At 67.1% G+C, this 13,555-nt stretch carries 13 protein-coding genes; 8 read left to right on the forward strand and 5 right to left on the reverse strand.

Annotated features, from left to right (window positions below; translation table 11 throughout):
• Nucleotides 1-41 precede the first annotated feature (41 nt).
• The gene (locus OG804_RS04370; RefSeq protein WP_328394110.1) at nucleotides 42-1,448 is read right to left on the reverse strand and encodes a lipase family protein; all 1,407 of its coding nucleotides are present in this window, start codon (nucleotides 1,446-1,448) and stop codon (nucleotides 42-44) included.
• 512 nt (nucleotides 1,449-1,960) lie between these two features.
• Here OG804_RS04370 and OG804_RS04375 point away from each other — a divergent pair.
• The 7 genes from OG804_RS04375 (at nucleotide 1,961) to OG804_RS04405 (ending at nucleotide 7,656) form a co-directional block, all read left to right on the forward strand.
• On the forward strand, nucleotides 1,961-2,962 hold the full coding sequence (locus tag OG804_RS04375; RefSeq protein ID WP_328394112.1) for an MlaD family protein: 1,002 nt from the start codon (nucleotides 1,961-1,963) through the stop codon (nucleotides 2,960-2,962).
• A gap of 101 nt (nucleotides 2,963-3,063) precedes the next feature.
• The gene (locus tag OG804_RS04380; protein ID WP_328394114.1) at nucleotides 3,064-3,654 is read left to right on the forward strand and encodes a hypothetical protein; all 591 of its coding nucleotides are present in this window, start codon (nucleotides 3,064-3,066) and stop codon (nucleotides 3,652-3,654) included.
• 354 nt (nucleotides 3,655-4,008) lie between these two features.
• A complete protein-coding gene (locus tag OG804_RS04385; RefSeq protein WP_328394116.1) occupies nucleotides 4,009-5,079 on the forward strand; it encodes a magnesium and cobalt transport protein CorA in 1,071 nt (356 codons plus the stop codon).
• A 292-nt stretch (nucleotides 5,080-5,371) separates the two neighbouring features.
• Nucleotides 5,372-5,704 (forward strand): PadR family transcriptional regulator, encoded by a 333-nt coding sequence (locus tag OG804_RS04390; RefSeq protein WP_328394118.1) that lies wholly within the window; start codon nucleotides 5,372-5,374, stop codon nucleotides 5,702-5,704.
• 2 nt (nucleotides 5,705-5,706) lie between these two features.
• A complete protein-coding gene (locus tag OG804_RS04395) occupies nucleotides 5,707-6,066 on the forward strand; it encodes a DUF1048 domain-containing protein (protein WP_328394120.1) in 360 nt (119 codons plus the stop codon).
• 9 nt (nucleotides 6,067-6,075) lie between these two features.
• A complete protein-coding gene (locus tag OG804_RS04400) occupies nucleotides 6,076-6,885 on the forward strand; it encodes an ABC transporter ATP-binding protein (RefSeq protein ID WP_328394122.1) in 810 nt (269 codons plus the stop codon).
• A 9-nt stretch (nucleotides 6,886-6,894) separates the two neighbouring features.
• Complete coding sequence (locus OG804_RS04405) at nucleotides 6,895-7,656, forward strand: ABC transporter permease (protein WP_328398223.1); 762 nt, start codon at nucleotides 6,895-6,897, stop codon at nucleotides 7,654-7,656.
• Between the two features lie 139 nt (nucleotides 7,657-7,795).
• Here the strand turns inward: OG804_RS04405 and OG804_RS04410 are convergent, their stop codons facing one another.
• Together OG804_RS04410 and OG804_RS04415 are read right to left on the reverse strand one after the other, a co-directional pair.
• On the reverse strand, nucleotides 7,796-8,131 hold the full coding sequence (locus OG804_RS04410) for a glycine zipper domain-containing protein (protein ID WP_328394124.1): 336 nt from the start codon (nucleotides 8,129-8,131) through the stop codon (nucleotides 7,796-7,798).
• Between the two features lie 581 nt (nucleotides 8,132-8,712).
• A complete protein-coding gene (locus OG804_RS04415; RefSeq protein WP_328394126.1) occupies nucleotides 8,713-9,561 on the reverse strand; it encodes a TetR family transcriptional regulator in 849 nt (282 codons plus the stop codon).
• A gap of 118 nt (nucleotides 9,562-9,679) precedes the next feature.
• On the opposite strand from OG804_RS04415, the gene OG804_RS04420 reads away from it, so the two are divergent.
• On the forward strand, nucleotides 9,680-10,705 hold the full coding sequence (locus tag OG804_RS04420) for a phosphotransferase family protein (protein ID WP_328394128.1): 1,026 nt from the start codon (nucleotides 9,680-9,682) through the stop codon (nucleotides 10,703-10,705).
• 228 nt (nucleotides 10,706-10,933) lie between these two features.
• Here the strand turns inward: OG804_RS04420 and OG804_RS04425 are convergent, their stop codons facing one another.
• The gene (locus tag OG804_RS04425) at nucleotides 10,934-12,502 is read right to left on the reverse strand and encodes a carboxylesterase/lipase family protein (protein ID WP_328394130.1); all 1,569 of its coding nucleotides are present in this window, start codon (nucleotides 12,500-12,502) and stop codon (nucleotides 10,934-10,936) included.
• Complete coding sequence (locus OG804_RS04430; protein WP_328394132.1) at nucleotides 12,499-13,470, reverse strand: alpha/beta hydrolase; 972 nt, start codon at nucleotides 13,468-13,470, stop codon at nucleotides 12,499-12,501. The genes OG804_RS04425 and OG804_RS04430 overlap by 4 nt, the downstream gene beginning before the upstream one ends.
• Nucleotides 13,471-13,555 lie beyond the last annotated feature (85 nt).

Below are 13,555 nucleotides of genomic sequence, written 5' to 3' on the forward strand. Positions count from 1 at the left end.
ATGCGGCAATCGGCACGGCGTGTTTCTGGTGTGGCGCGCCTTCAGCATTCATTCTCCGCCGGGATGCCGCGCAGGCGCTCGTCCAGCCAGATCATGGCCTCTGGATAACCGAGGCCCGCCGCGATGATGTGCTCGCCGAGCACACTGCGGTAGACCGCGGTGACGCCGAGCGAGCATTGCTCGCGATAGAGGTTGCGCGCGCCCTCGGCCGGGATCCAGAACTCCTGTTCACCGTTGTAGATGTAGAGCGGAGTCGCCGACGCGACCCCTGCCATCCGGGTCACCTCGTAGATCTCGCGTGCCAGCGTCGAGTGCAGTGGGTCGGCGATATTCGCGGCGATGTCGATCGGCAGCTGCAGCACACCGGGCAGCGCGAAAATGCTCACGCACTGGTCTTTCATCGGCGAGGTGGTCACCCACTGGGCGAGGTGGTTCATCCGGGCCAGAATCTCGGGCCGCTCGCGTGCGATACCGAAGACGGCGGCCATGAACACGGCGGAAGCCAGATTGCCGTTCATGCTGCGTGCCAGGATCTCGAAATCGGCGGGCACCCCGCCGAGTGCCGCACCGGCGAGTGACGGTGCGAGCTCGGGCGCATAACTCTCGATCAGTTTCACCGCGCCGTGCGTGGCTATCGCGCCACCGGAGTAGCCCGCCATCGCGAAACGGCTCGCACCGAACTCGTTCGCCAGCCGGCCGCGTACCGCACGCACCGCGTCCAATACCGCGTGACCCGCGACGTAGGGCTCGGCGTAGGCCATCAGTGGGCCCTCGTGATCCGGAATGAGCACGGCATAGCCACGCAGCGCGGCAAGGTGGGTGGTGGGCGGCACGAAGTCGGTGATCGCGCTCTCGGACGAGAATCCGTGTGCCAGTGTGTAACTCGGAGTGCAGCGACGGCCGAGAGCATCGATCGGCAGGTTGTTGACCAGCACCGGCCGCGCTCCGGGAACCGGTGAGGGGGTCGCCGGAATCACCAGTGTGGCCGTGGCGTACGAAGGGCGATCGTGCGCGTCGGTGGTCCGGTATTTGAACAGCAGCGCCTCCCGGATCGGCACAACGACCAGCGGCGCGGCCGAGGCGGTGATATCGCGGACCTCGAGCACCGCACCCGGGGCGAAGTCGGCGAGGTCGGCCGGCCACGCATCGAATATCGGGTCGCCGACCGGTGCGGGCAACACCGCCTGCCGCAGCGCCGCCGGCCCCGGCGCCGAATCGTTCGTCTGATCCGTCGGCGCTGGTTGGGGCGCCGGCGCGATCGGCGGCGGCGGAATCACCTGGTCGATCCACTGCTGGATACCGGGCAGGATAGCGCCGCTCGCGTCCGCGGGCAGCGGAATTACCGGCAGTCCGGGGAACGGGAGGGCGGGCGGTTGGGCCGCAGCCTGCCCGGTGAGCAACGGCACGATGACGAACAACGCGAGAATGCCGGCACGCAAACATCTCATGGCACACGTCCCTGGGTGCGATGTCGATACAGCTGGCACCGCGGAGTGCGGGTCTCGTGAACCGAAATGCCCTGTCACACGGGGCCAGGGGCTCAGATTACGTGACCGGGGCTCGGTCGTTGTGTTACGTCACAAGATTGAGACGACCTGCTGCTGATTCGAGACGAACCCGGGCCGGTCTTGCTGACGATTGCTCGTGGCGCCGCCGGTGGTGGCTGCATCGACCTCGCCGGATACGCGACCGTTCAGCGGCTGGCTGCCACCGCCCCGGGCGTCGAAGACGGCTCGGCCGCAACCGGGCTCGCTTCGCCGAAAATACTCGCCGTGATTCTGGACCTGGGTCGCCCACCGGGCATGCCGTACGGTTCGGTCGCCCTGCCTGTCACCGGCTGTGACGGACCGTCTCTTCGTGGCGTCCCGGTCGTGGACGGACGGGTGCAGTCGAAGTTCGAAATCGTCGCCGGTACCGTGCCGCTCCTCGCGCGGTCGGCCGACGCCCCGGAAGGAGTTCGATGTCATCCGTGCGTGGCCCTGCGATCGGGTTGTCCGTCTTCGGTGTCCTCGTCGTCTGTTGCCTCGGCCTGGTGCTGACCACCGTGCGTGGACCGGTTACCGGCGCCGAGGTCGACGCCGAGTACACCGCGGTCTTCACCGATGCCTCCGGGCTCACCGCCGGAGCCGGTGTTCAGCTGGCCGGAGCCCGGATCGGAACCGTCACGGCAGTCGAGGTCACCGATGACACCACGACCCGGGTGGGGTTCACCGTCGAACACGACGGGGCGGTCCTGGACACCACCCACGCCGCGATCCGATATCAGAACCTGCTCGGGCAGCGCTATCTGGAGCTGTTCGAGTCCGAGCCCGGAGGGGTGCGGCTCGCGGCCGGCGCGACGATCCCGCGCGAGCGGACCGCGCCGAGTTTCGACGTATCGCGGCTGTTCGATGGATTCAAACCATTGTTCACTGCGCTGGACATCGAGCAGCTGGGTCGTTTGGCGGAGAACCTGGTCTGTGTTCTCCAGGGCGACGGCGCGGGTATCGAACCGGTGCTGGAGGGTCTGGTCGACCTGCTGCAATACGCTACGAGCGAGCACGCGGTGGTCGCTGTGCTGATCCACAATCTGGGGACGATCGCCGCCGAACTCGGCGGCATCGCCGAACAGGTCGGCGTGCTGATCGAGGGGATCGCCGCGCTCGTCGGGTTGTTCGACGACGCCGTCGATCTGGTGAACTCGCTGTTCACGGAGGAACCGGCAACCGAGCCCGAGGGCAGAATCCTCGCCGACCCGGAGTCTGTCTTCGAGGACGCCGACCCCTCTCTGCACGAGTTGTCGGGAGTCCTCGCTGCCCACCCCGGGCGACTGGTGGAGATGCTCTCGCTGATGCCGGAACTGATCAACGGATCGAACGCGAACTACCCCGCCGCGGGCCTGGCGCCCGCTTCCGCCTGCTCGGCTTCGCCAGAACTCACCGAAGCGATTCTCGGTACGCAGTATCGGGCCGTGTGTCGATGAGCACACCCGACCGCGGCGAATCGAATTCGTCTGCGCGGCCTTCCTCATGGGCGGATCCGCCCACATCATCGTCATTCTTCCGTTCTGAGCGAGGACCCACTGTGAGCGACACCTCCGAAACCGACCCCGATCACCACGCCGCCGACTCCGCCGCGGTGGCCGGCGGACCGCGCGGCCGCGGCGAACAGCGTGCGTCCGCGTCGCCCACCAGCGTATTGGCGTGGGGACTCGCCGCGCTCGCGCTCGTCGCCTTGTCGGGACTTCTCGCCTGGCGCTGGTACTCCGCCGAACACGAGCTGGACACCCTGCGCGACCGCATCGCCGATCGAGACCGTGTGGCCGCCGTCGCGGCCGATTACGCGAAACGCTCGCTGACCTACGACTTCCGTAGCCTCGACGCCTTCTTCGCCGGTGTCCGGGACGGAACCACCGCGGGGTTGTCCCATCGCTACGACACCGCCCGCGACGAACTCACAGAGGTCATGATCGAGGCCCGGTCCGTCGCTCGGGGCGACGTGGTGAGCACCGCGGTCGAGGCCGTCGACGGTGACAACTACGTCGTCACCGTCTTCGCGACCCAGCAGACCCGTAATGCCCGGCATCCGGAACCGGTCGGCGCCCCCACGCTGCTCACCGTGAATGTGCAGCGTGCCGGCGACGAATGGCTCGTCGCCGACTACCGCTCGCGATGAGGCCGTCGATGTGCAGGCGATCCGAGGGCGCTCCGGAACTGCCGGCCGAGCTGGAAGCCGTCGGACGTTCGGGATCGGGATCGTATCGGCGGTGGTCGATCCGAATCTGTTTCCGATGATGTGGGGCATGAGCTCGGTCTCCAGCTCCGGTGCCGGCACGGGTGCGGAGCTGGTGGCGGCGATGGTCGACTTCGCTGTCACCGCACGCGGTCCGGCCGACCTGCTCTGAACCACCCGCCGAGTGCGGCGGGACATCCCGCCGATCGCAGTGGACGACCACCACCCTCGCACCGGTCGGCCGGGGATCGAATTCGTCGGTGGCTGGCGGGCGGGGCAAGCTTCTAGGCTTGCGGGGTGTTGGTTGAACCGAATCGTGGCAGCAGCGGGTCGACGGTGGCGTCGAAGCGGATTCCGGTGCCGGTGGCGCGGGCGGTTGTGGACTGCGGCATCTACCGCGACGGGAAGCGGTTGGACGGCCGGTTCGGAGTGGCCGAGGCTCTGGCTCGGGTCCGCGAGAACGACAGCGATGCGGGCGGATTCGTGTGGCTGGGCCTGCACGAGCCCGATATCGACCAGATGAGTGAGGTTGCGGCAGTGTTCGGGCTGCACCGGCTGGCCGTGGAAGCCGCCGTGGCCGGCAACCAGCGCCCGAAGCTGGAACGCTACGACCACACTGTGGTGTTCGGGATGCGGACCGTGGCATATGTCGAGCACGATATGCACAGTGTCAGCGAGATCGTGCTGACCGGCGAGATATTGATCTTCCTCGGCCCCGATTTCGTGCTCGCGGTCCGCCACGGCGAGCACTCCGGCCTGCGGGCGGTTCGTGCGGAATTGGAAGCCGACCCCGAACGGTTGCGGTTGGGTCCCGGCGCGGTGCTGCACGCGATCGCCGACCACGTCGTCGACGCCTACCTCGACGTCGTGCAGGAGATCGAAACCGACGTCGAGGAGATGGAGCAGGAGGTGTTCACCCCCCGCTCACGGCTCGGCATCGAGTCGATCTATCAGCTCAAACGCGAAATCGTGGAACTGCGTCGCTCGGTGATCCCGCTGGCCCTGCCGTTGCAGATGCTCACCCGGCCCGATTCCGGTCTGAGTAAGGAAGTGCGTCGCTACCTGCGTGATGTCACCGACCATCACACCACCGCCGCCGAACGCGTCCACGACTTCGACGACGCGCTCTCGGCACTGATCAACGCGACCCTGGCTCGTATCGCCGTGCGGCAGAACACCGATATGCGCAAGATATCCGCACTGGTAGCCCTGGCCGCGGTCCCCACCATGATCGCCGGGATCTACGGCATGAATTTCGAGCACATGCCCGAACTGAAGCAGGTTTGGGCATACCCCACAGTTCTCGCGGTGATGGTGCTGACCTGCAGCGGGTTGGTTGTGATGTTCCGCCGCAACGGTTGGCTGTAGGAGCCCTGGGCGAGGCCTTCGGCACCACCACTCCCGACGGACTTCCGGTGTTCCGCCTCCGCGGCGCGCCGGGGTCCCTCCTCTCGCTGGGCGGCCGCGGGTCGCGTTCGGGCCCTCTCGCACCCGGGGGTTGCGTGTACGTATATGTCTACTTATAGTTAGCTCACGGCCTGTACGTATACATCTACTCATATTTAGCTAGATATCGAGTGATCGGCGGGCTTGCGGTACCACTACTCAGTGTTACTATCTACTAGTAGTCAGTTTCACTGAGTAGCTGAAGGGAGTGTTCATGGGCAAGCAGGAGACCGAGATGCTCAAGGGAACGCTGGAGGGAATCGTCCTGGCGATCCTGTCCGGCCGCCCCGCGTACGGCTACGAGATCACCGCATGGCTGCGGGAGCAGGGCTTTTCCGATATTGCCGAGGGCACCATCTACGCCTTGCTGGTCAGGATCGAGAAACGCGGTTTCGTCGACGTGGAAAAGGTTCCTTCGGAGAAGGGGCCCCCGCGCAAGGTGTACTCCCTCAACGCTGCGGGACAGGAAAATCTCGACGAGTTCTGGAGGACCTGGAGCTTCCTCGCTGAACGGCTCGAACAGCTCCGTGAAAAAGGAGGCAGATAGTCATGGATATATCGGATCTCACCTCGAAGGTGATCGGGGACCTCGGGGACAAGAAGCGGTGGCGGCAGTACAAGGCGCGCGCGAAGCAGCTTCCCCCGGCTTATCGCACCGTGGTCGAGGCTTTCGAGCGGTTTCTGATGTACGGGGGCGCGGGCGGCGGCGGCGTGGCGATGTTCGAAGACCTCGTCGATCTGTTCGAGCAGAGCGCGGCCGACGAGACCCCGATACGCAAGATCGTCGGAGATGACCCCGTGGAGTTCATCGAGACGTTCGCGCGGAACTACCAGGACGAGTCCTGGCTCAACCGGGAACGAACACGGCTGACCAGCGCCGTCGAACGTGCCGCCGGAGAAGGAAAGTAGGACCTTTCGATGACGACACAGCAAGCTCCGGCGATCCGAGTGCAGGGTCTGGAGAAGTCCTACAACAAGCTCGAGGTGCTGCGCGGCGTGGACTTCGAGGTCGAGCGGGGCAGCATTTTCGCCCTGCTCGGCTCGAACGGCGCCGGCAAAACCACGATCGTCAGGATTCTGTCGACGCTGCTCAAAGCCGACGCGGGCACAGCCGGCGTGAACGGCTTCGACGTCGGCGCCCAGCCGGGCGACGTACGGGAATCCATCAGCCTCACCGGGCAGTTCGCCGCCGTCGACGAAATCCTCAGCGGCCGGGAAAATCTCGTGTTGATCGCCAAGCTGCGGCACCTGAAGGACGCCGACACGATCGCCGACGACCTACTCGAGCGATTCTCGCTCACCGACGCGGCCGCACGGAAGGTCTCGACGTATTCGGGGGGTATGCGTCGACGCCTCGATATCGCCATGAGCCTCATCGGCAATCCGCCGGTCATCTTCCTCGACGAGCCGACCACCGGCCTCGACCCCCAGGCGCGCATCGAGGTGTGGCAGGCGGTCAAGGACCTCGCCGAGCACGGCACCACGGTGCTGCTCACGACCCAATACCTGGACGAGGCGGAACACCTGGCGGACCGGATCGCGATCCTGCACAAGGGCCGCATCATCGTCAACGGCACCCTCGCCGAGCTCAAACAACTGCTCCCGCCCGCGAAGGTCGAATACGTCGAGAAGCAGCCGAGTTTGGAAGACGTCTTCTTCGCCCTCGTCGGTGACGAAGGCGGCGAGGGCATTTCCGCTGATGACCGCAGCGCGGTACGGACGAAATAAGGAAACATGATGACCACGCATTTCTTCGCCGACACCGGCCTGCTGCTGGGACGATCCCTGCGCCACATCACGCGCAGCGTGGACACGATCATCACGACCACGATCATGCCGATCGCGTTCATGCTGCTGTTCGTCTACGTATTCGGCGGCGCGATCGACTCGGGGTCGGATTCCTACGTGCAGTACCTACTGCCCGGCATCCTGCTGATCACCATCGCCTCGGGCATCTCCTACACCGCGTTCCGGCTCTTCCTGGACATGAAAAGCGGTATCTTCGAGCGGTTCCAATCCATGCCCATCGCACGGTCGTCGGTCCTGTGGGCCCATGTCCTGACCTCGCTGGTCGCCAACCTGATCTCGCTCGTAGTGGTGGTGCTGGTCGCCCTGCTGATGGGCTTCCGGTCCGGCGCCGGAATACTCGCCTGGTTCGCGGTCGCCGGCATCCTGATCCTGTTCACCCTCGCGCTGACCTGGATCGCGGTCATCCCCGGCTTGTCCGCGAAGACCCCGGACGGCGCGAGCGCCTTCTCCTATCCGCTGATCTTCCTGCCGTTCATCAGCTCGGCCTTCGTGCCGACCGACACCATGCCCGGCCCGCTCCGCGCCTTCGCCGAAAACCAGCCGGTGACATCCATCATCAACGCCATCCGTGACCTGTTCGCCCAGCAACCGGTCGGCACCGATATCTGGATCGCCCTCGGCTGGTGCGTCGGCATCCTCATCGTGGCTTACCTCTTCGCCATGACCACCTATCGCCGCAAGATCTCCTAGGGATATCGGAGCGGGTCAGAGCGTCCGACAGTCCCGGCGAGTGCCGGGACTGTCGGCGTTGCGGTCCGCGGTCATCACCTGTGGCGCCCGGACCGGGCTGTAGCGATTCGCAGATCTACGCCACCGGCCCGGCGGAGGGTCAGGGCAGAACCTGCGGGATCACCTCGGGGTGGAAATAGCCGACCAGGGCACCGATCACGGAGCCGAGGAGCGAGCCGCCGGACCCGGTGGCAGACCCGACGGCGGAACCGACCGAGCCGCCCGCGGACGAGCCGTTCAGGACTGGATCGGGAATCAGGGCGTGCGGGTTGGTGGCGATGTCCTCGCTTTTCTGCAGTGGAATACCGGCCACGGGTGTGGCCTGCCGGGTTACGGCGTCAGCGGAGGACGGGCCCGCGACGGCAACCGTCGCGGCCAACGGCAGCGCACTGAAGGCCACCACGCCTATCGCCTTGGCCAGGCTATTTCGCATCATTGTCTTGCCAGCCTCTCCGACCCTCGGAACAGGCGAGGGCGTAACACAGGGGCCGGATTGCTTCCGGCTGCCTGAATAATAGGCAGGTGGGGGAGGGGTTCGATCGTAACCTGTGACCGATGATAGGGCGGGGCAGTCGAATTCGTGATCGGTCGGCCGCGGCGGCTGGTCGATTCCGACCCGAAACCGCGGTCGGTGTGGTGGTCTCCGAGGAGCGCGGCCGGTGATCGAACAGCGGGACGCGACGGAGTTCGCTCGTGGCGATGGACTGGATGTGCACCTCGTCGGGGTCGTCGAAGAGACGCATCGCTGAGGTTCCACAGCCCGGCGGCCCGGGCCTGCCGCTTCAGGTCCTCCACGATCGGCGGGACGACATGATCGCCGGGCCCGGCGTCGCGGCGGTGGGCGAGGTGATCGGCCTCGGCCGGAAACACCCGTTCACCCCTGAACGCGCCGTGCGCTCGTGCAGTTCCAGCGCCTGCGGTGGGTGGGCAGGAAGTTCGTACCCGGGCATGAACACCTTCTGAACATCACCGATCGATTGATCGGTGATGAACTGTATTCCTGCTCCGGAGGGGCCGTCAACGGGGGACGCGGACGAGATCGAGCGCGAAGTCGATGTACTGCCGGGCGACCGCCTCGGGGGTGAGTCCTCCGGTCGGTGACCACCACTGCGGCAACGAGGTGCACAGCGTCACCACCGCGCGGGCGGCTTCCCGGGGCAGTGGTGTCCGCATCGCGCCGCGCCGGCATCCCTCGTTGACCTCGTCTTCGACCATATGCTGCACGTTCCGCCGGGCCGCTACGATCCGGGCGCGATGCGGTTCCTCCAGGCTGCGCATCTCGCTCGCGCCGATGAACCCCAGTTCCCGGCGGTGGGCATGGTAGAGGGCGAGGCATTCGACCAGCCGCTCCAGGCGTTCGACCGGCCCGTCGCCCTCTGTCCGCGCCGCGCGGCAGCGTCCCTGGAGATCGTCCATGGTCATATCCAGGAGCGCGACCAGTAGATGCTGTTTGGTCGGCCAGTGGTGGTAGACGCCCGCGACCGACAAACCCGCCCGGTCGGCGATATCGCGGATCGACGACCCGTGGTAGCCGAGTTCGACGAAGGCGTTGAGTGCGCCCGCGACGGGTGGGGCGAGGTTCAGTGGCGGGAAGTCCCGCCACTGCCCATCGGTCTCGACCTGCACCGGCGCATCGGTACGCAGGCTCGCGGGATCGGTCTCGAACAGCCGGGCGGCGGTGGCGAGCCGATCATCGCCGATCCTTGCGCGGCCGTTCTCGATCGCGCTCCAGGTGCCGATGCTGACCCCGATTTCGGGGACGACCTCGCGGATCGTGAGGCCTTTGCGCTGCCTGGCCGCGCGAAGTCGCCGGCCGAGGGCTTCGCGGCCCGCGGCTCCGTCGTGCGCGTTCTGCTCTCCGGCCACTCCGTGCTCCTTTCGCGGTGGGATGAGCGTAGTCGCCGTTGACATCGCTGCGGGCCATGGGCTAGCTTCCAGTTCTGTTCAAACCTACCGTTCGATCGCTCGGTTCAGGAGATTGGTCATGTCGGATACGGCTCTACCGGGGATCTCGGTGCCGCTGCTCGAGGAATTTCTGCGCACCGCGGCGCCCGGATTGCTGAACGGCCCGTTGCGGGTCGAATTGCTCGCCGGCGGCCGGTCCAATCTGACCTATCTGCTCACGGACGGAACCGGTCGCTGGGTGCTGCGCCGGCCACCGCTCGGGCACGTGCTCGCCACCGCGCACGATATGGACCGCGAGTACCGGGTGCTGCGGGCACTGCATCCGACCGACGTCCCCGTCCCGAAGCCACTGGTGATCGCCGGAGCGGAGATCATCGGCGCGCCCTTCTACGTCATGGAGTTCGCGTCGGGGGTCGTGCTCCGTGACCGCGCGCAACTGGACGCGTTCGGCGCCGCGGCCGAACAACTCGCCGCCGAACTGGTCACCACCCTGGGCCGCTTGCACCGGCTCGCCCCCGAATCCGTGGGCCTGGGTGACCTGGGGCGGCCGGCCGGGTATCTCGAACGCCAACTGCGCCGCTGGGCGGCTCAGTTGGACGCGTCGCACAGTCGTGATCTGCCGGATCTCACGAGTCTGGGGGAGCGGCTGGGTCGCATACTGCCCACCGGGCAGGCGCCGGCGATCGTGCACGGTGACTATCGCCTCGACAATGTGGTGGTCGATCCGGCCGGCGGCCGGGTGGCCGGTGTCCTGGACTGGGAAATGGCCACGATCGGTGACCCGCTGACCGATCTCGCCTCGATGGTCGTGTGGTGGGACGGTATCCGCGGGCTGGACAGCCCGGTCGCGGCGGTCCCCGGTGATGTCCCCGGGTATCCCGCCGGCGACACCCTGGTCGCGACGTATGCCAGGGAGACCGGCCGCGACCTGACCGAATTCGGCTGGTATCTGGGATTCGCCTACTACAAGATCGCGGCGATCTTCGAGGGGATCCACTACCGCGCGCAGCAGGGTCTGACCGTGGGAGACGGCTTCGACCGGCTCGGCGCGCTGGTCCCCGCCCTGGTCGAACGCGGTCATGCGGCGGTCACCGAATTCGCCTGACCGCAAAGCACATCCGATGAGAGACCACAGAACGTCTCGACGTGACGACACTGAACGCCGATGTCCGGGGAAGCCTCGGCATCGGTCTGGCGATCGCGCTGCGGGCCGCACGTGACGGCGCGACACTTTCGACTGCCGACGGTGCGTGACGCCGGGCCGGACGGTCGCGACATCGTGACGAGTCACTTGTCGCTGGACGTGCTTCGCCGTAGGCGGGTCCGTCCGCGGTCAGTACAGGTCGACTCCGTCCCACAGGTTCCGGGTCGGGTACGGGTCGTCGACGACGGCGGGTTGCAGGTCCAGTCGCATGGTGGTCCTGCGGGTGTGCTCGTAACGCGGCCAGTTCGTTCGGCCGGTGCCGGCGAACTGCACCCACATGCTGTGTACGAGGTCGGCCAGTTGCTGGGGCGGGTTCGGCCCGGTGATCCATTGCATTCGCCGGTCGTGCAACTGGTCGAAGACGAAGGGAACCTCGAGGAAATGGCAGGCTCCGAGACTGCCACCGAATTGTGGCGAGCGCCAAGCGAATTCGTACATATAGGTGGCTGCTGGAGCATCGGCCCGGGCGTCGGCGAGCCGGAGGCCGGGGACGGTGTAGAACCAGTCCGCCTGCAGGATTGCCAGCAACGCACCGGGATCGGCGTCCGGGTAGGCGGTGCGGTAGGCGGGCAGCGCCCGGTCGACGGGCAGCCGGTACAGACTCATCGCGGTGGTCAATTCCGCTTCGGTGACCGAGTCGAGGCTGCGGAAAGGCACCAGCGACAGGCGCCCCTCCTCGCTGTTGTGGCCGAGCAGCACATCGACCGCGGCGCCGGCTCCAGCGGTGACGGCGTCGATGGGCTTGGCGGGCAGGGTGGCGTCGTCGAGGGTGGGCCGCCACATGTTGACGCGGCACCCCGGCTCGCCGCCCCAGCGTTGCGGATCCGGTTGTCGCGCAAGATCTCTCATGAGCGCGGACTGAGCGGCGAGCACGCGCTCGACACCGGCCGCGGCAACGGCGGCGCGGCTCGGCGGCGTGCCCAGCTTCGCGGCGAGGCGGTGTCCGATCTCGCGGGCGGTTTCGGTGGAGTGACAGAGATTGCCCGCACCGCTTTCCATGATTGCGCGCCGGAACAGCCCGTCGGCCCGCGGCATCGCCATCAGGGTGGCGACGGCCATCGCGCCGGCGGACTGCCCGGAGATGGTGACCTTGCCGGGGTCGCCGCCGAAGGCGGAGATATTGTCGCGCACCCATTCCAGCGCCATGATCTGGTCCAGCAGGCCGACATTGGCCACGCCGTCGTCGAGGAACAGGAATCCTTCGGCGCCGAGCCGGTAGTTGATCGCGACGAATACCACGCCGTCGCGGGCGAAGGCCCGGCCGTCGTAGAGGCCGTTGCTTCCGGTGTCGAAACCGCCGCCGAAGATCCACACCAGCACCGGCAGGCGCGCCGAGCCCGGCTCCGGGGTCCAGATGTTCAGGTTGAGGTATTCCGGCCCGGGAACCGGTGGCGCGAAGAAGTCCATCGGCGGCGGGGTGGGCGGCTGCGGCGGCGTGGGCCCGAAGGCCAGTGCCTCGCGGACGCCGGTCCACGGCTGGACCGGGCGCGGTGGTCGATAGCGGTCAACAACCTGCGGGGGCGCGGCGTAGGGCACGCCTTTGAACGCGTGGACGCCTGCGGTGACGCTGCCCCGTATCCGCCCGGCTCGCGTCGCGACGACCGATTCGGCTGTGCCGCCGGCACCGCATCCGGTGACCGTCGACGCGGCAAGCGCGCACGCCGCGGTCGTGCCGCGAAGAAATCTCCGGCGGTTCACGCGTTTTCGTCCTCTCTTCGCGCGAAGGACGCTCGGAGGAATTCGTGGATATCGGCTCGCGCGTTCTCGGCCTCGGGCGTCGTGCCCGGCGTGGTGAGGAATGCGTGTGGTGCTCCGGGGTATTCGATGATCCGCGTGGGTGTCCCGGCCGCCCGCAGCCGTTCGGCGTAGCGGCGGCCCTGATCGGCGACCGCGTCGTGGGTCGGTACCACCACGAGTGCGGGAGCCAGCCCGTCGAGATCTTCGGCATACAGCGGCGACAGCGCCCGCGCGTCGGTGCCCGGTGGAACCGCCAGCCGCTGGAAGAGTTCCAGCTGCGCGGTGACGGCCGTGGGGGTGTCGGCGTACTCGATCATCGAGGCGTAGTCGAACATCGTGCCGGTGACGTCGACAGCGGGATTGACCAGCACCTGCGCCTGCAGCCGTAACCCGGACGCTGTGGCGCGGATCGCCGTCAGGGCGCTGATCAACGCACCGAAGCTTTCACCGAACACGGCGGTCCGCGCGGGGTCGATGCCCCAGTGCGCGGCGTGCCGCAGCACATGCCCGAGCACGTCCCAGCCGTCCTCGGCGGCAGCCGACATGGGCGTATTCCGGTCGAGGAGGCGATGCTCGACCGAGACGACGACAGCCGGCAGGTGCGCGGCGAGATAGCTGTTGGCCCAATCGCATTGCACTGCCGTGCCCACGAAGCTGCCCCCGTGCACGTGGACGACGAGTGGCAGAGCGGTCCTCGTGTTGTCGCGCTCGGACGAGGGCCGATACACCCGGACGGGGAGTTCGCGGCCGGGCAGCCGCACCTTCTGCCACGTGATGGCGGCGCCGGGATCGGGGGTCCCGAGGATCGCTCGCGCCGGCGCCGACGCCCGGAATCGGTTCTCCGCCGCACGGTAGGCGGCCAGGTCCTCGGCCGTGACAGTCGCATAGTCCGGCTGTCGCGGTCGTTCGATGTGGACGGCTTCGCTCATATCGGCTCCTCTGTCGGAAATCATCAAACCTACGTTGTAGGTTTGCTCGGCGACGGTATATCCTACGACGTAGGTTTGGCAAGGG

The organism is Nocardia sp. NBC_00416 (assembly GCF_036032445.1).
Classification (GTDB): domain Bacteria; phylum Actinomycetota; class Actinomycetes; order Mycobacteriales; family Mycobacteriaceae; genus Nocardia.

What these genes read in the sequence shown, in the direction of transcription:
- OG804_RS04370 (WP_328394110.1), bottom strand. Translation starts at nt 1,448, where the DNA reads ATGAGATGTTTGCGTGCCGGCATTCTCGCGTTGTTCGTCATCGTGCCG.
- OG804_RS04375 (WP_328394112.1), top strand. Translation starts at nt 1,961, where the DNA reads ATGTCATCCGTGCGTGGCCCTGCGATCGGGTTGTCCGTCTTCGGTGTC.
- OG804_RS04390 (WP_328394118.1), top strand. Translation starts at nt 5,372, where the DNA reads ATGGGCAAGCAGGAGACCGAGATGCTCAAGGGAACGCTGGAGGGAATC.
- OG804_RS04395 (WP_328394120.1), top strand. Translation starts at nt 5,707, where the DNA reads ATGGATATATCGGATCTCACCTCGAAGGTGATCGGGGACCTCGGGGAC.
- OG804_RS04400 (WP_328394122.1), top strand. Translation starts at nt 6,076, where the DNA reads ATGACGACACAGCAAGCTCCGGCGATCCGAGTGCAGGGTCTGGAGAAG.
- OG804_RS04405 (WP_328398223.1), top strand. Translation starts at nt 6,895, where the DNA reads ATGACCACGCATTTCTTCGCCGACACCGGCCTGCTGCTGGGACGATCC.
- OG804_RS04410 (WP_328394124.1), bottom strand. Translation starts at nt 8,131, where the DNA reads ATGATGCGAAATAGCCTGGCCAAGGCGATAGGCGTGGTGGCCTTCAGT.
- OG804_RS04420 (WP_328394128.1), top strand. Translation starts at nt 9,680, where the DNA reads ATGTCGGATACGGCTCTACCGGGGATCTCGGTGCCGCTGCTCGAGGAA.
- OG804_RS04430 (WP_328394132.1), bottom strand. Translation starts at nt 13,470, where the DNA reads ATGAGCGAAGCCGTCCACATCGAACGACCGCGACAGCCGGACTATGCG.